Origin of the sequence: Chitinophaga terrae (ex Kim and Jung 2007), assembly GCF_900107795.1 — a bacterium.
GTDB lineage: Bacteria > Bacteroidota > Bacteroidia > Chitinophagales > Chitinophagaceae > Chitinophaga > Chitinophaga terrae.
The window spans coordinates 158,314-175,040 of sequence record NZ_FNRL01000005.1 but is presented as its reverse complement, the minus strand read 5'-3'; the positions used below and the strand labels follow the sequence as shown (position 1 = coordinate 175,040).

Annotated in this window: 16 protein-coding genes and 6 tRNA genes; 21 read left to right on the top strand and 1 reads right to left on the bottom strand. The window is 44.0% G+C overall.

Going from position 1 to position 16,727, the window contains the following annotated elements:
* The first annotated feature begins 130 nt into the window (after positions 1 to 130).
* Positions 131 to 793, top strand: coding sequence for an SdpI family protein (locus BLV62_RS07275; RefSeq protein WP_089760163.1), 663 nt, complete (start codon positions 131 to 133; stop codon positions 791 to 793).
* Positions 794 to 1,076: 283 nt separating this feature from the next.
* Here BLV62_RS07275 and BLV62_RS07270 read toward each other — a convergent pair whose 3' ends face one another.
* Positions 1,077 to 1,523 (bottom strand): hypothetical protein, encoded by a 447-nt coding sequence (locus BLV62_RS07270; RefSeq protein ID WP_225889572.1) that lies wholly within the window; start codon positions 1,521 to 1,523, stop codon positions 1,077 to 1,079.
* Between the two features lie 109 nt (positions 1,524 to 1,632).
* Here BLV62_RS07270 and BLV62_RS07265 point away from each other — a divergent pair, with 109 nt between their 5' ends.
* From BLV62_RS07265 to rpoB, 20 genes are all read left to right on the top strand, one after another.
* Positions 1,633 to 2,385, top strand: coding sequence for an XRE family transcriptional regulator (locus BLV62_RS07265; protein ID WP_089760159.1), 753 nt, complete (start codon positions 1,633 to 1,635; stop codon positions 2,383 to 2,385).
* Between the two features lie 305 nt (positions 2,386 to 2,690).
* Complete coding sequence (rpsU, locus tag BLV62_RS07260; RefSeq protein ID WP_089760158.1) at positions 2,691 to 2,888, top strand: 30S ribosomal protein S21; 198 nt, start codon at positions 2,691 to 2,693, stop codon at positions 2,886 to 2,888.
* Between the two features lie 87 nt (positions 2,889 to 2,975).
* Complete coding sequence (locus tag BLV62_RS07255) at positions 2,976 to 3,917, top strand: tyrosine-type recombinase/integrase (protein WP_371863512.1); 942 nt, start codon at positions 2,976 to 2,978, stop codon at positions 3,915 to 3,917.
* A gap of 149 nt (positions 3,918 to 4,066) precedes the next feature.
* Entirely contained in the window at positions 4,067 to 4,366 is a 300-nt protein-coding gene (locus tag BLV62_RS07250; RefSeq protein ID WP_089760155.1) for an HPF/RaiA family ribosome-associated protein, read from the top strand.
* 238 nt (positions 4,367 to 4,604) lie between these two features.
* Positions 4,605 to 4,678 (top strand) — tRNA-Thr (locus BLV62_RS07245).
* Between the two features lie 88 nt (positions 4,679 to 4,766).
* A tRNA-Tyr gene (locus tag BLV62_RS07240) sits at positions 4,767 to 4,848 on the top strand.
* A 186-nt stretch (positions 4,849 to 5,034) separates the two neighbouring features.
* A tRNA-Gly gene (locus BLV62_RS07235) sits at positions 5,035 to 5,107 on the top strand.
* Between the two features lie 27 nt (positions 5,108 to 5,134).
* Positions 5,135 to 5,206 (top strand) — tRNA-Thr (locus BLV62_RS07230).
* A 112-nt stretch (positions 5,207 to 5,318) separates the two neighbouring features.
* Positions 5,319 to 5,389, top strand: a tRNA-Lys gene (locus BLV62_RS07225).
* Between the two features lie 77 nt (positions 5,390 to 5,466).
* Positions 5,467 to 6,654, top strand: a complete 1,188-nt coding sequence (tuf, locus tag BLV62_RS07220) for an elongation factor Tu (protein ID WP_089760153.1) — start codon at positions 5,467 to 5,469, stop codon at positions 6,652 to 6,654.
* 98 nt (positions 6,655 to 6,752) lie between these two features.
* A tRNA-Trp gene (locus BLV62_RS07215) sits at positions 6,753 to 6,823 on the top strand.
* A 111-nt stretch (positions 6,824 to 6,934) separates the two neighbouring features.
* Positions 6,935 to 7,132: a preprotein translocase subunit SecE gene (gene secE, locus BLV62_RS07210; RefSeq protein ID WP_089760152.1), complete on the top strand. Its 198-nt coding sequence runs from the start codon at positions 6,935 to 6,937 to the stop codon at positions 7,130 to 7,132.
* A 4-nt stretch (positions 7,133 to 7,136) separates the two neighbouring features.
* Positions 7,137 to 7,703: a transcription termination/antitermination protein NusG gene (gene nusG, locus BLV62_RS07205; RefSeq protein WP_089760150.1), complete on the top strand. Its 567-nt coding sequence runs from the start codon at positions 7,137 to 7,139 to the stop codon at positions 7,701 to 7,703.
* Positions 7,704 to 7,767: 64 nt separating this feature from the next.
* On the top strand, positions 7,768 to 8,925 hold the full coding sequence (locus BLV62_RS07200) for a transglutaminase domain-containing protein (protein WP_089760149.1): 1,158 nt from the start codon (positions 7,768 to 7,770) through the stop codon (positions 8,923 to 8,925).
* Between the two features lie 90 nt (positions 8,926 to 9,015).
* Entirely contained in the window at positions 9,016 to 10,182 is a 1,167-nt protein-coding gene (locus BLV62_RS07195; RefSeq protein ID WP_089760147.1) for a transglutaminase domain-containing protein, read from the top strand.
* A 227-nt stretch (positions 10,183 to 10,409) separates the two neighbouring features.
* Positions 10,410 to 10,853, top strand: coding sequence for a 50S ribosomal protein L11 (gene rplK / locus BLV62_RS07190; RefSeq protein WP_089760146.1), 444 nt, complete (start codon positions 10,410 to 10,412; stop codon positions 10,851 to 10,853).
* Positions 10,854 to 10,899: 46 nt separating this feature from the next.
* Positions 10,900 to 11,589, top strand: a complete 690-nt coding sequence (gene rplA, locus BLV62_RS07185) for a 50S ribosomal protein L1 (RefSeq protein ID WP_211117726.1) — start codon at positions 10,900 to 10,902, stop codon at positions 11,587 to 11,589.
* Between the two features lie 58 nt (positions 11,590 to 11,647).
* Positions 11,648 to 12,178, top strand: a complete 531-nt coding sequence (gene rplJ, locus BLV62_RS07180; RefSeq protein WP_089760143.1) for a 50S ribosomal protein L10 — start codon at positions 11,648 to 11,650, stop codon at positions 12,176 to 12,178.
* A gap of 105 nt (positions 12,179 to 12,283) precedes the next feature.
* A complete protein-coding gene (gene rplL / locus BLV62_RS07175; RefSeq protein WP_089760141.1) occupies positions 12,284 to 12,658 on the top strand; it encodes a 50S ribosomal protein L7/L12 in 375 nt (124 codons plus the stop codon).
* 216 nt (positions 12,659 to 12,874) lie between these two features.
* Positions 12,875 to 16,684, top strand: a complete 3,810-nt coding sequence (rpoB, locus tag BLV62_RS07170; RefSeq protein ID WP_089760139.1) for a DNA-directed RNA polymerase subunit beta — start codon at positions 12,875 to 12,877, stop codon at positions 16,682 to 16,684.
* Positions 16,685 to 16,727: the final 43 nt, after the last annotated feature.

Genomic DNA, 16,727 nt, shown 5'->3' with positions numbered 1-16,727 from the left:
TCACATTTTTCTACGTGACATTTTTCGTAACTTTAGTATATACATTACTGAGAGCCAATAGGTAACAGATAATAAGATTGGGAAAAGGAACACAGGCAGTATAGCGTAGTCGACCTTTAAACTATCTGATATGAAACCAAAAGATCTTCCAAAGGAATTACTTATCCTGGCAATGTTGTTAATACCGATGGTTTACCTCGCTATCGTGTATAAATCTTTACCTGAAGACATACCCAGTAGTTTTAATCCTTCCGGCGTAGGAGGCAAAAGCGATTTCCTGCTTTTAATGATCTTTTTGTTTTTTACTAACGCGCTGATCTATTTCCTTTTCCGGTATGTTCCACAAACCAGCGTGATTGCAGACAATACCGCCGCAGCTGCAGCCAGGCACAGGGAATATTATAACATCCGTTTTCTTATCCATATTTACCAGTTGATATTTACCTGCGTGATCATTTTTATGGTGAGCCAGGGGCAGCCATTTGCCATGGAGAGATGGGCTTTTGTCGGGGTAGGCGTGCTGCTGACGGGCATCGGGGTATACCTGCGCAATCTTCAACCCAATAACTATGTAGGCGTAAGAACGCCCTATACATTGCAAAGCCCCGAGATCTGGACAGAAGTGCATAAGATGGCCAGCACATTATGGGTATGCGTAGGTGTGGCGATTATAGTAGCGGGATTTTTCCTGTCGCTGATCGCGGGCGTATTTATCATCTTCTTTGCGGCGATTATATTGGCCGCCCTGCCATACATCTACTCTTTCAGGCTGTACAACCAGGACAAAGGGTAGTTTCACGCGAAGGTTGCACGCAGAGACGCAAAAGAAGCAAAGAGGCATAAGATTTTTTTTAAGGAAAAGAGAAAATTAAGAAGCATAAGATTTTTTTAAGGAAAATAAGAAAGCAAAGGAGTTGAAGATTGTGTTATATAACATAATTTTCAACTCCTTTGCTTTCTTAAAATTCGCTTCGGTCAAAAACCTCTTATGCTTCTTAATTTTCTCTTTTCCTTAAAAAAAATCTTATGCCTCTTTGCTTCTTTTGCGTCTCTGCGTGAAATCTTCGCGGGAAACATTAGAACCAGCCTTTGCCTAAAGCCTCACGGAAAGGCCAGGGGATCAGCGCCAGTATTACAAGGAAGGCCAGGCCGAAGAAGATCAGGCCCAGTTTATGTTTTTGGGCATCGGTAGCAGCTTTCTTGATCTTTGATTTGCCAATGTGTACAAGGGCGATGGCAACGATCGCCATAATTTCGTGTTCTACAGTAAAGAATCGTATTACAGGGTCCTTCATGGCAGCGCCCATGTCGGCTAATCCGGCTTTGGAGAGAGGACTTATAAGGAAGTAAAGGATCAAGCCTACCAGCAATTGCAGGTCACATGCAATCATGAAAAAAAGACCAGCTTTCTTATCAGCAGGTGTAAACGGCGTTTTACCAGTAACACCTTTTAATGAACGGATCACAGCCCAGAGTCCGGCCAGTATTATCGCCCATCTTAGAAATGAGTGTAGATGTAACATATCAAATTGAATTTAACCGGGGCAAAAATAGGTAAGACCTTCGAATATATTTGGTAATTCATAAAAATATTTGCTAATTTTGTTAGCATGGTACTAAATTATTTAGATTATGTCCATCGTCTGCCGCAACTTGAAATACCTGCGTAAACAAAAATCCTGGACGCAGCAGGAGTTTGCCGATAAATTAGGCATTAAACGTTCTTTGTTAGGTGCATATGAAGAAGAACGTGCAGAGCCCCGCACCGAGGTCCTCGAACAGGTAAGTGATATGTTCCGGGTTTCCATTGATGATCTTTTACGCCGCGACCTGGGTTCGCAGAAAGATAACTTCCTGGAAAAACGCCGCCAGTTGAAAATGGGCAACTCCCGCCAGGCTATCCAGTTCGTACCGGTAAAGGCTGCTGCAGGTTACCTGGCCGGTTACAATGATGAAGAGTTCATTGAAGAACTGAACACGTTTACTTTGCCGATGCTGGGAGCAGGCGATTACCGGGCTTTTGAAATAGCCGGGGATTCCATGCTTCCTGTAACGTCAGGATCTGTCATTGTCTGCCATAAGGTCGACGGCTGGGATGAAATAAAGAATAATGAAACCTACGTGGTGATCACTGCCCGGGAAGGTATCGTTTTTAAAAGGGTATTAAAGAACAGCCGTTCCAAATCCCGGATCACCCTGGCTTCAGACAATCCGCAATTTGAGCCCTACGGCGTGGAAATGGAAGATGTGCTGGAACTCTGGCAATCAGACGCCATTATTTCCAAGGCGGGGCAACAAAGCAGGATGAGCGTTAACCACCTTGCCGACATGGTAAACCACCTGCAAGACCAGGTTAGCCTCCTGAAAAAGAAACTGAAAGACTAGGTGGGGTTGCTCGCAAAGGGGCAAAGGGAGGCAAAGAGGCGTAAGTTATTGTTTAAGAGGCAAAGGACTATAAGTTATTGTTTAAGAAGCAAATGACTATAAGATATTAACTATAAGATATTATTTAAGGAGGCAAGGAAAGAAAATTCCCTTCCTTAATATTCTTCCTCCGCTCCTTAATTTTCTTACCTCACTTAAAAAAAATCTTTGCGCTCTCTGCCTTCTTTGCCCCTTTGCGTGAAACAATTTTGTTTTTCTGAAATGTTGTTGTATCTTTGCGTTCCTAAAAATAAGAGGCAAATATTATGTTGATAATTGATTCTAAAGATTGCGAAAACATAGACAAGGCGCTTAAAAAATATAAGAAAAAATTTGAGAAAGCACGCATCCTGCTGCAACTCAGATCTCGCCAGTCTTTCACCAAACCATCTGTTAAACGTCGTAACGAAGTGCTGAAGGCAGTTTACAAACAACAGTTGGCCTCTGGTAAATTCGATGCTTAATCTGTAAATCAGTCGCTGAACTGATTACAGCTCAAAATATTTGATGATTGTAAGGTTTTTTATAACTTTACAATCATCAATCTTTTTGTGTTGAACGAACCGTTATACTCCTTAGCTGAGCGCTTCCTTTCCTACATAGCGCTTGAAAAGCGATACTCCGCTCATACGGCTACCGCCTATCGCAACGATCTACTCCAATTATTTGATTATATATCTATCCACTATGGGGCTACCCCTGTGGAAGACATCAGCCATGTCATGATCCGCAGCTGGCTTGCTCAGTTGATGGATGATGCCGTAACTGCAAGAAGCGTCAACCGCAAGATCTCTACCCTTAAATCATTCTTTAAATACTGCATGCGCATGGGATTGCTGAAGCAATCGCCCATGACGAAGGTGATTTCACCTAAGGTAAAAAAGCGCCTGCCCGGTTTTATTGAAGAAAAGGGGATGCGCGCGTTGGAAGATAATGTAAGCCCGGTTTCTGTGACCAGCCTGCATATTTTCAACGACGACTTTGAAGGGCGCACCCATCGCCTGATCTTTGAGATCTTTTACCAGACAGGTATCCGTTTATCTGAGCTGATAGGGTTGGAGGAGTTTAAGATAGATAAGGGGAACAAGACTATTAAAGTACTAGGTAAAGGGAACAAAGAAAGGATCATTCCTGTAAGCGAGCGTTTATTATCGCAGATGGAGGCATATATGGAAGAAAAGAGGAGTGTCCTGGAAGAGATAGAACCATTGGTATTGCTGGTACACCCGGTTACCGGCCGGAGGTTATACCCTAAGTATGTGTACCTGATGGTACGGAAGTATTTAACGGAGCACCAGATCACGACATTAAAGAAGAAAAGTCCGCATGTGTTGCGGCATACTTTTGCGACGCATTTGACAAATAACGGGGCAAAACTGAATGCGGTCAAGGAATTATTAGGGCATGCAAATCTTTCAGCCACACAGGTTTATACGCACAATAGCATAGAGAAATTAAAGAAGGCATACAATCAGGCGCACCCCAAGGCATAACGCTTTAACAAAAAATTATGCGATAAAACCGCATTTCAAAGTAAAAGTGATTATATTAGTAGTAGACTTACTCACCTAAACAGAGAATGCCTATGACCTCAGTTTACTAACTGGAATCTAGATTGTTAAATATTTAAAAAATTAGTGCTATGAACGTACAAATTCAAACTGTGCATTTTGATGCTGACTCAAAATTGATAGATCACGTGAACAAAAAGATTCAGAAGCTAAACACCTTTTACGACAAGATAGTGAGTGTAGATGTTTTCCTGAAGTTGGATAATATAACGCATCAAATCAAAGATAAGATTGCCGAAATTAGAGTACGTATCCCTCGCCAAGATCTATTTGTAAAGCACGAGTCGAAATCTTTCGAGGAGTCATTTGATCTAGCATTTGACTCATTGGTTAACCAGGTAAAAAGAAAGAAGGAGAAGAAATTTCAATAATTTTCTAAAATAATTTTGGAAATATTAATCTCTTTGCTACCTTTGCCATCCCGATTCAAAAAGAGGGTTGGGAAAGGTAGCAAAGTTCTTTATGGTAGGGCGTTTTCGGGGAAGCAGGTAATTTTTTAAATATTTGTAAGAAACTGAAAAAAAGATTTTGAGAATTGAAAAATTCTCTTAATTTTGCGCTCTCTTTCAACGAGTTACTTATTAATTGAAAGAATGTTTTTTGAAAGATGCCAGCATAGCTCAGTTGGCCAGAGCTACTGATTTGTAATCAGTGGGTCGGGGGTTCGAATCCCTCTGCTGGCTCATCGATTTTGGATTTTTTGATGTCAGGTTTAGATTGATTTTCCGATTTAAATTCAGGTATAAAAAATTGAAATCAAGAAAAATGTTAGGGCAGGTTCCAGAGCGGCCAAATGGGGCGGACTGTAAATCCGCTGACTACGTCTTCATAGGTTCGAATCCTATCCTGCCCACCTCGACAGCGTGTTCCGCTTTTGCCCTTCGCAGAGGCGGAATATAACTGTGATGTAAGGTGAGTAATTCTTACATAAGATTAAAATACTCGGTTACAACAGCTTAAAAGCTCTTTTTTTATATTCTATAATTCTTTAAGTGGAAAGTTGCCAGGTGGTTTTCCGGATGCTTAGTGAATTAAAAATGCGGGAGTAGCTCAGTTGGTAGAGCGACAGCCTTCCAAGCTGTAGGTCGCGGGTTCGAGCCTCGTCTCCCGCTCGTATTTTTTTTTGATGCAATTTTCAAGCTGTTGTAGCTCAGGGGTAGAGCACTTCCTTGGTAAGGAAGAGGTCGAGAGTTCAATTCTCTTCAACAGCTCATTGAATTTTTAGAAGAAGAGTTGTAGTGACTATTTAATCGCCTCAACAGTCTCCATAAAATTCGAATTTCGGAATTCGAATTTATTAATTCCCACTCCGAAATTAAACTTAACGTTGTAGCTCAATGGAAGAGCGACCCTTTTTTATTTAGGGGAGGCCATGAGTTCAATTCTCATCAACGGTACAAGTTTGTAAAACCGTTTTTGTTAAAAACAACTATCAATACAATCTTTACAAACCATCTAAAAAGAAAATAAAATGGCAAAAGAAACCTTCAAGCGGGATAAACCCCACGTAAACATTGGTACCATCGGCCACGTGGATCATGGTAAAACTACTTTGACTGCTGCCATTACCACAATTTTGGCAAACAAAGGTCTGGCAGAGAAGAGAGGTTATGATGAGATCGATGCTGCTCCTGAAGAAAAAGAAAGAGGTATTACTATCAATACAGCTCACGTAGAGTATCAGACTGCAACTCGTCACTATGCTCACGTTGACTGTCCTGGTCACGCTGACTATGTGAAAAACATGATCACCGGTGCTGCGCAGATGGACGGTGCTATCCTCGTGGTGGCAGCTACAGATGGTCCTATGCCACAAACAAGAGAGCACATCCTCCTGGCTCGTCAGGTAGGTGTACCTCGTATCGTAGTGTTCATGAACAAAGTTGACCTGGTTGATGACGCTGAACTGTTAGAACTGGTTGAAATCGAAATCCGTGACCTGTTATCATCTAACGGTTTCGATGGCGATAACGTTCCTGTTATCCAAGGTTCTGCTACCGGCGCGCTGGCTGGCGATGCTAAATGGGTTGAACAGATCGAAAAACTGATGGATGCAGTTGATACTTACATTCCTCTGCCTCCACGTCCAGTTGATCAACCATTCCTGATGTCAGTTGAAGACGTATTCTCTATCACCGGTCGTGGTACTGTTGCTACCGGTCGTATCGAAAGAGGTCGTATTAAAGTAGGTGACAACGTGGAAATCGTTGGTCTGCAAGAAGAACCACTGAAATCTACTTGTACTGGCGTTGAAATGTTCAAAAAATTACTGGATGAAGGTGAAGCAGGTGATAACGCAGGTCTGTTGCTCCGCGGTATTGAGAAAACTCAAATCCGTCGTGGTATGGTTATCTGCCAACCTGGTACCATCACTCCACACACCGAATTCAAATGCGAAGTTTACGTACTGAGCAAAGAAGAAGGTGGTCGTCACACTCCGTTCTTCAACAAATACCGTCCTCAGTTCTACTTCCGTACTACTGACGTTACCGGTGAAGTTGAATTACCAGCTGGCGTAGAAATGGTTATGCCTGGTGATAACGTAACACTGACTGTAAAACTGATCCAACCAATCGCGATGGACAAAGGTCTGAAATTCGCGATCCGTGAAGGCGGTCGTACAGTAGGTGCTGGTCAGGTTACTGAAATCCTGAAGTAATCACTGAATAATATTCCAAGCCATTAGCTTTGGCTACTAAAATCAACTTTTATTATTATATTTGTTGATGCCTGAAAGCTAAGCTAATGGCTTCTTATACGGGTATGGTGCAACGGTAGCATACGGGTCTCCAAAACCTTTGATCTGGGTTCGAATCCTAGTACCCGTGCAGACTTAATAAAAAAAGACTTAAATGGTTGAATTGTTGTTATTCAAAATATGACAATCCAACCATTTTTAGGCTTTAAATCAATTGACCTTAATTAGTTAACTTTATATAATGAATAAGATCAGAAATTATTTCCGCGAGTCTTATCATGAATTGGTTTATAAAGTGTCTTGGCCTACCTGGCAAGAGCTCCAATCCTCTACCATGATCGTATTGATCGCTACTATATTCGTTACTGCTATGGTATGGGGTATGGATGCAGCTTCCAATTTTGTGTTAACTCACTATTACGAAATTTTCAAAAAATAAATAAATGGATGCAGCCAATATTCCTGCCCAGGAAACAAAGTGGTATGTACTCCGCGTTGTTAGTGGCAAGGAAAAGAAAGTGAAAGAATACCTGGATATTGAGGTACGCCGCTCCGACTGGGGTAACGTCATCACCCAAATCTTCCTCCCGGTAGAGAAAGTTTATAAAGTGCAAGCTGGTAAAAAAGTAATGCGCGAAAAAAACTTCTACCCTGGGTATGTAATGATAGAGGCTGTGGATGGCAAAATGACGGATGAAGTGATCCAGGCTATCCGTAACGTATCCGGTGTTATTCATTTCTTAGGAAAAGAAAAACCTATCGCCCTCCGTAAAGCCGAAGTAAATAAAATGCTCGGTAAAGTAGATGAACTCAGCGATCAGGGCCTCACAATGAGCGAACCATTCATCGTAGGCGAAACTATCAAGATCATCGACGGACCATTCAACGACTTTAACGGAGTGATCGAAGAAGTGATCGAAGATAAAAAGAAACTGAAAGTAACTGTAAAGATCTTCGGACGCGCTACCCCTGTAGAACTCAACTTCATGCAGGTAGAAAAATTAGCTTAAACCGATCTGAATATTATTGAAACCGTCTCTACTCCGTAGAGGCGGTTTTTTATTTGTACCATTTATGAAACGTATATTCCTAACCGTTACCTGCTTCCTTTACCTTGCCCTGGGCAATGCCCGGCAAACGGCCGCTACAACCCAATTCGATACCATTCCCGCCGCTGCCGCCAGCTCCGTAACCTCTATGGCCAACTGGTTGCAACAACACCACCAGGGCAACCAACGGCAAATACTGCAGTCGCTCTACGGCTGGATGGCCGAAAATATCCGCTATGATATGGTAAACACCTACCTGCCGGATTATTATAAAGACACCGCCGATGCCGTCAACAAAACGCTTAAAACTCATGTAGCCGTTTGCCAGGGATATGCATCCCTCTTTATGGAAGTGGCCAGGCAGGCCCATATTCCTGCCCAACTCGTGACCGGTTATACCTTCTCCCAAAACAAACTGGATAACAGCAGTCATGCATGGGTTGCCGTATTTACTGATAACCAGTGGCGGCTGGTCGACCCTACCTGGGGTAGCGGAGCCGTTATCAACGGTCATTATACCAAACGCCTGAACTGGAATTACTTCCTGGTGGCGCCGGAGCAGTTCATCAAACATCATGTGCCCTTCGATCCGCTTTTCCAGTTCCTGGATAACCCCTATACACATCCAGAGATCCTGAACGGGAAAACCGAAAAAAGACAGTTCGCCTATGGAGATACGCTCGCCTGGTTTAACCGGCTGTCGACCGTCGACAAAGCGGATAACGCCGCTGCCAGGATTGCCAGGTTTGGTGTTACCAACCAGCTGATCGGAGCGGAATTGCAGAACTTAAGAAACATCGTTAGTGTAGGAAGGCAAAATATGTTGGTAGATGAACATAACCGGCAAGCCTCCAGGATTAACAGTCTAAGCAGCCGTTTCAATGAAGTGGTTGGCTCCTACAACGAATATGTGGAATTCAAAAACAAGCTGTTTTCTCCTTCCAAACCCGACAACGATATCAGGGCCTGGGTGGATGAAATGTATAGCCGCTTATCGGATATTGATAAACAATTAAATGAAATTGTACCAAGTGATAACAATATCGCTACAAATATTGGAGAACTGAAAGCGGCGGAAAATGGGCTCAGGAAGAAAGTAGCGGAAGAGCAGGCGTTTGTGGACAGATATATCAAAACAGGTAAACTGTTCAGGAAAACCTTGTTTTACAAGTTTGGACGATAGCAGCTATAGTATAAATGATTTGAATTTTTTATTTTAGTCGATCGGGCGGGGAGCCCGCATAGAGTCATTCCCCCTATATCTTTGGTTTTTATGAAACAGTTGTTGGCTGTATTGATTGGAGTATTGCTGGGCGGCCAGGCAAGCGCCCAGGTGAAAGCTAAACCTGCGGCAGTAGCCATGCCGCAGATCCCTGCCAGTGAAACTACCTCCCCCGAGGCCATGGCCCGGTGGCTGAAAACACATACTGCAGGAAGTGTGGCCTTTCAGCGGGCCTTATTTAACTGGATGGCAACAAATATCGCTTATGACGCTGCCAACATGAACCGGCTGAACAGTTACCGCGATACGGCGGCGGCAGTATCGCGCACTCTCGCTACGAAGGTGGGACTGTATACTGATTATGCGGTCTTGTATACCCTGGTTTGCCGGGCCGGTGGAATCAATGCTGTTGTAGTAACAGGATATGCCTTGCAGAATGAGCTGATGATCCCTAATGGTTCCCATGATTGGGTTGCAGTAAAAGAAGGAGGTCAGTGGACGATCGTAGATCCCACCTGGGGCGCGGGGTATGTGGATAACGGGAAGTTTGTACAGCGTACGAACTGGAAATGGTTCCAGGCGCCGCCGCAGATGGCTGTTAAAACCCATATGCCTTATGACCCGATGTGGCAGTTTTCGGCACATCCACTCAGGCATGACGAATTAACTCCGCAGGGAATAGCGGCAGCGGCGAAGAGACCTGCCTTTGCGTATAACGACAGTATCAGGGTTTGGGCCAAACAGAGCCGGTTGCAGCGCTTGCAGGCGGCAGCAGCCAGGATCAGGCAATTTGGGGGGCCTGCGAACCCTTTTATAATGAGTGAACTGGAGTGGATGGACCAGACGATCAGTGTGCTGGCGTCGAACGAGGAGATAGAGCGGCATAACAGGAGCGTAGATGAATTTAACGAAGTGAACCGCAGCTATAGGGAGGTGGTGAGGTTGTTCAATGAATATGTGAATTTCAAGAACAGGCAGTTTACGCCGGAGATGAATGATCTGTCGTTGCGCCGGATGATCGACGGGGTGTCTGCCCGGTTGGGTGGCGTGATGAAATCGTTGACGGGATTGCTGCAGGTGGAAGCCGTCCGGGCAAATGCTTCGGAGTTGCATGATGCGGTGGCGGAACTGGAAAGCAGGGTAAAGACGGAGCAGTTATTTGTTGGAAAGTATATAAAGACGGAGAGGGGGAAACGGAAGCAATTATTTTCTGAATAATTTGTACCTTTGCAGACTTCCAATGGTAAGAAATTTTTCTGTGAAATGCAATAGTTTTGTAAAAAAATCCCTTTTCTACGCAAAAAGGATGCCCAAAATCAAATAGTTTTGGACAAATTCACATTAATATATACCTTTGCATCCCCTTTAAAAGGTTTTTTTAGTCCTTTTAGCTTTGGGAGCTTTCTACGTTGTAGGGAGCGTTAAACCAAAATAAATCAATAAACATGGCAAAAGAGATCGCAACGTACGTGAAATTGCAGGTGAAAGGCGGCCAGGCCAATCCTGCACCTCCAATTGGTCCCGCGCTGGGTTCCAAAGGTGTGAACATCATGGAGTTCTGCAAACAGTTCAATGCCCGTACCCAGGATAAAATGGGTAAAGTATTGCCTGTGTTGCTGACTGTTTACACTGACAAATCTTTCGACTTCGTAATCAAGACTCCTCCGGCTCCTGTACAGCTGTTGGAAGCTGCTAAAGTTCAAAGTGGTTCTAAAGAGCCTAACCGTAACAAGGTTGGTAAAGTAACCTGGGCTCAGGTTGAAGCAATTGCACAGGATAAGATGCCTGATCTGAACTGCTTCACTCTGAAAAGTGCGATGAGCATGGTTGCAGGTACTGCACGTAGCATGGGTCTTACTGTAGAAGGTAAAGCTCCTTGGGAAAACTAATTTTGTTTCACCCTGTTGAGGCAGGATCTTAAAAATCATTTTGAAAATGGCAACTAAAAAGAGAAAAGTAGCTGACGCTAAGGTGGACAAAAACAAGTCTTACAGCTTGAAAGAGGCGTCTACTTTGGTTAAAGATATTAACTGTACGAAATTCGACAGCTCTGTCGATTTACATATCCGCTTAGGCGTTGATCCTAAGAAAGCAGACCAGGCTATCCGTGGTTCCGTAACGCTTCCTCACGGTACTGGTAAAACTAAAAGGGTTTTAGTGCTTTGCACCCCTGATAAAGAAGCTGCTGCAAAAGAAGCAGGTGCTGACTTCGTTGGTTTGGATGAATTTATCCAGAAGATCGAAGCTGGCTGGACTGAAGTAGACGTAATCGTAGCTACTCCTGCTGTAATGCCGAAAATTGGTAAACTGGGTAAGATCTTAGGTCCTCGTAACCTGATGCCTAACCCTAAGACCGGTACTGTTACAAACGACGTTGCAGCTGCGGTAACTGAGGTTAAAGGTGGTAAGATCACTTTCAAGGTAGATAAAGCTGGTATCATCCACGCTTCTATCGGTCGTGTATCTTTCGCTGCTGATAAAATTGAGCAGAACTCTCTGGAACTGATCAATGCTATCATCAAGCTGAAACCATCTACTGCTAAAGGTACTTACCTCAAAGGTTTGTCTATGGCAAGCACTATGAGTCCTGGTATTGTTATCGATACTAAATCTGTTCAAAACTAATTGATCACGAGTTGTAGCCGTTATCTGTAAAGATGTGGCTTGCTACAAACGTTAAAACATGAATAAAGATCAAAAACAAGAAGTGATCGAACTGCTGAAAAGTAAGTTCTCTCAATACAGCAACTTTTACGTTACCAACACTGAGTCTCTGACTGTTGCACAGGTAAATAGCCTGAGGAAGACTTGCTTTGATAAGCAAGTGGAAATGAAGGTAGCTAAAAACACTTTGATTCGTAAGGCATTGGAAGCATTGGATAGTGAAAAGTATGCACCGGTTTTCGATAGCCTGCATGGTGTAACTGCCCTGATGTTTTCAGACAGTCCTAAAGAACCAGCTGTAATTATTTCTTCTTTCCGTAAAGACAACGGTAAATTAGAAAAACCAGTATTGAAAGCTGCTTTCGTAGCAGATGAGCTGTATGTTGGCGATGACCAGCTGGCTACACTGACAAAGATCAAAACCAAGAACGAACTCATTGGAGAAGTTATTGGTCTGTTGCAATCTCCTGCAAAACGCGTTATCGCTGCTTTGCTGGAAAAAGGCAAGAACGAAGGTGCTGCAGTGGCAGAAGCTCCGGCAGCAGAATAATTGGAAAGACCGTTTTTTTAACATCGGGATTTTTCCACAACACATTGGCTTCCAAGTCACAATATACATTTAACACATTACAAAAATTTATTAAAACATAAAAAAATGGCAGACGTAAAAGCATTAGCTGAACAATTAGTAGGTTTAACTGTTAAGGAAGTTCAGGAATTAGCAGATGTATTGAAAACTGAATACGGTATTGAACCAGCTGCTGCTGCAGTAGTTGTTGCTGCAGGTGGCGAAGGCGGTGGTGCTGCTGCTGAAGAAAAAACTGCATTCAACGTAGTCCTGAAATCTGCAGGTGCTTCTAAACTGAACGTTGTTAAGGTTGTAAAAGACCTGACTGGCCTTGGTCTGAAAGAAGCGAAAGAACTGGTTGACGGCGCTCCTAAAAATGTAAAAGAAGGAGTAAGCAAAGCTGAAGCTGAAGACCTGAAAGCTAAGCTGACTGAAGCTGGAGCTGAAGTTGAAATTCAGTAATTCTTTGCTTAAGTATACATCTTTTAAGGTCAAAAGTGCCCATTGCACTTTTGGCCTTATTCCCTTTGGGAAAGTGTCTTTTTCAGAGAGTCAAAATAGGGAATCACTAAGGAGTGACTTTGACAATGTGCAGAAGGCAAAAATATCAGGATGGTATTGACAAAGAAATCTTAATTTCCCTAATTCTTACAAGTCATATAACTGCTAACTTCGAATATGTCTCTAAAAAAAGCCCAAACAAACGAAAGAGTAAATTTTGGAAAGATCAAACAAATTACTGAGACACCGGATCTGTTGGCTATCCAAATCCAATCTTTCAAGGATTTCTTCCAATTAGAAACCACACCAGACAAGCGAAACAACGAAGGACTTTTTAAGGTATTTAAAGAGAACTTCCCGATTACTGATACCCGGAATATCTTTAATCTGGAATTCCTCGATTACTTTGTGGACCCCCCACGGTACACAATCGAGGAATGTATCGAGCGTGGGCTTACCTATTCAGTTCCATTAAAGGCGAAACTTCGCCTGAGCTGTAACGATGAGGAGCATGTGGATTTCCAGACAATTGTTCAGGATGTGTTCCTCGGAAACATCCCGTACATGACTCCAAGAGGTACTTTCGTTATCAATGGAGCTGAGCGTGTAGTTGTTTCTCAGCTGCATCGTTCTCCTGGTGTTTTCTTTGGCCAATCCGTACATCCGAACGGTACCAAGATCTACTCCGCAAGAGTAATACCGTTCAAGGGCGCGTGGATGGAGTTTGCAACCGACATCAACAACGTGATGTACGCGTACATCGACCGTAAGAAAAAATTCCCGGTTACCACCCTGTTACGTGCTATCGGGTACGAAACAGATAAGGATATTCTTCAGCTGTTCGGAATGGCAGATGAAGTAAAAGCAGACAAGAAAAGTCTGGAAAAATATGCCGGCAAAAAGCTGGCTGCCCGCGTGTTAAGAAGCTGGGTGGAAGACTTTGTGGATGAAGATACCGGTGAGGTGGTGAGTATCGAGCGTAACGAAATCATGCTCGAACGTGATAGCATCCTGGACGAAGAAAGCATCGAAACCATCGTAGACATGGGCCTGAAGAGTGTTTTCGTTCAGAAGGAAGAGGTAAGTGGTGATTTTTCCATCATCTACAACACATTAAATAAGGATACATCTAACTCCGAGCTGGAAGCCGTTCAGCACATCTACCGCCAACTGCGCGGTGCCGATGCGCCGGATGATGAAACCGCAAGGGGTATCATCGATAAATTATTCTTCTCCGACAAACGTTACGACCTCGGAGATGTTGGTCGTTATAAGATCAACAGAAAATTAGGTCTGTCTACACCTTTGGATATGAAGGTGCTGACAAAAGACGATATTATCTCCATCATCAAATACCTGGTACAACTGACTAACGGTAAAGCCGAGATCGATGACATCGATCACCTCTCTAACCGTAGGGTACGTACCGTGGGTGAGCAGTTATATGCTCAGTTTGGTGTTGGTCTTGCACGTATGGCCCGTACCATCCGTGAAAGAATGAACGTTCGTGATAACGAGGTGTTCACACCGGTAGACCTGATCAATGCAAGAACCCTTTCTTCCGTGATCAACTCCTTCTTCGGTACCTCCCAGTTATCACAGTTCCTGGATCAGACTAACCCACTGTCTGAAATCACTCACAAACGCCGTATCTCGGCTCTCGGACCCGGCGGTTTAAGCCGTGAAAGAGCAGGCTTCGAGGTGCGTGACGTACACTACAGCCACTATGGCCGTTTGTGTACCATCGAAACACCGGAAGGTCCAAACATCGGTCTGATCTCTACTCTTTGCGTTCACGCGAAAGTAAACGAGATGGGCTTCATCGAAACTCCATACCGCAAAGTGGATGATGGAAAAGTAGATATGAATAAAGTGGAGTTCCTGAGCGCTGAAGAAGAAGATTCCGTGAAGATCGCACAGGCTAACGCACCACTGGACGAGAAAGGACATTTCCTGAACGAAAAAGTAAAATCCCGCGAAACCGGTGACTTCCCGATCCTCGACAGGGATGAAGTGGAATTCATGGACGTTGCGCCTAACCAGATCGTAGGTTTGAGTGCTTCACTGATTCCGTTCCTGGAACATGATGACGCCAACCGTGCGCTGATGGGATCAAACATGCAACGTCAGGCCGTGCCACTGCTGAATCCGGAAGTACCTATCGTAGGTACCGGCCTGGAAGGCAAGGCAGCCCGCGACTCTCGTCTGCAGATCACTGCCGATGGAAATGGCGTAGTTGAATTCGTAGATGCCAACGAGATCCATGTTCGTTATGAGCGCGATGAAATGCAAAAACTGGTTAGCTTCGAAGATGACCTGGTAGTATATACCCTCACCAAATTCGTTAAAACCAACCAAAGCACCTGTATCAACCTGCGTCCTTGCGTGAAGAAAGGACAACGCGTACAGTTCGGCGACTTCCTCACCGAAGGTTATGCAACCCGCGGTGGTGAACTGGCCCTGGGACGTAACCTGAAAGTTGCGTTCATGCCTTGGAAAGGTTACAACTTTGAGGATGCGATCGTGATCTCTGAACGTGTTGCACGTGAAGACCTGTTCACTTCTATCCACATCGATGAATACGAACTGGAAGTACGTGATACTAAACTGGGTGAAGAAGAACTGACACCGGATATTCCTAACGTAAGTGAAGAGGCTACCAAAGACCTCGACCAGAACGGTATTATCCGTGTTGGCGCTCACATTAAAGAAGGTGATATCCTCATAGGTAAGATCACTCCGCGTGGTGAATCCGATCCTTCTCCTGAAGAAAAACTCCTGAGAGCGATCTTCGGTGATAAAGCATCTGATGCGAAAGACGCTTCTTTGAAAGCACCTCCATCTACAGAAGGTGTGGTGATCGATAAGAAACTGTTCAGCCGCGCGAAAAAAGATAAAAATTCTAAAACCCGCGAGAAAGCAGCAATTGAGAAACTGGAAAAGATCCACCAGAAGAATGCAGAAGACCTGCTGGAAGTGCTGATGAGCAAATTGTTGGTATTACTGAAAGATAAAACTTCTCAGGGCGTTACCAATACTTACGGTGAAGTACTGATCTCCAAAGGCTCTAAGTTCTCTCAAAAGAACCTGGTGAACATCGATTTCATGAACGTGAACCCACTTGGCTGGACAACAGACGAAGTGACCAACGATCAGATCAATACGCTGTTACACAACTATAACATCAAATACAACGAAGAACTCGGACGTTACAAACGCGAGAAGTTCAACATCTCCATCGGAGATGAACTGCCAGCCGGTGTATTGAAACTTGCAAAAGTTTACCTGGCCAGCAAACGTAAGTTGAAAGTTGGTGATAAAATGGCGGGTCGTCACGGTAACAAGGGTATCGTTGCCAAAATCGTAAGGGACGAAGATATGCCGTTCCTGGAAGATGGTACGCCGCTGGATATCGTGTTGAACCCACTCGGGGTACCTTCCCGTATGAACCTCGGACAGATCTACGAAACCGTATTAGGTTGGGCAGGTCTGAAACTGGGAGTACGCTTTGCTACACCGATCTTTGACGGTGCTACTACTGAAGAAATCGCCGCATATATCAACGAGGCTGGTTTGCCAAGCTTCGGTCACGCTTACCTGTATGATGGTGAAACGGGCGACCGCTTCCACCAGAAAGCAACCGTAGGTGTTATCTATATGCTGAAACTGAGCCACATGGTGGATGATAAGATGCACGCCCGTTCTATCGGACCATACAGCCTTATTACCCAACAACCATTGGGTGGTAAAGCCCAGTTCGGTGGTCAGCGTTTTGGTGAGATGGAAGTATGGGCACTGGAAGCATATGGTGCATCCAATATCCTGCAAGAGCTGCTTACAATTAAATCCGATGATATCGTAGGTCGTGCCAAAGCTTATGAATCAATTGTGAAAGGAGACAACATACCGAAAGCCGGTGTACCTGAATCCTTCAACGTATTGATCCATGAATTGCGTGGTCTGGGTCTGGATCTGAAATTTGATTAATCTATTGGCTATCCGTTCCTCTCAGGAGCGGATAGCTTACTCA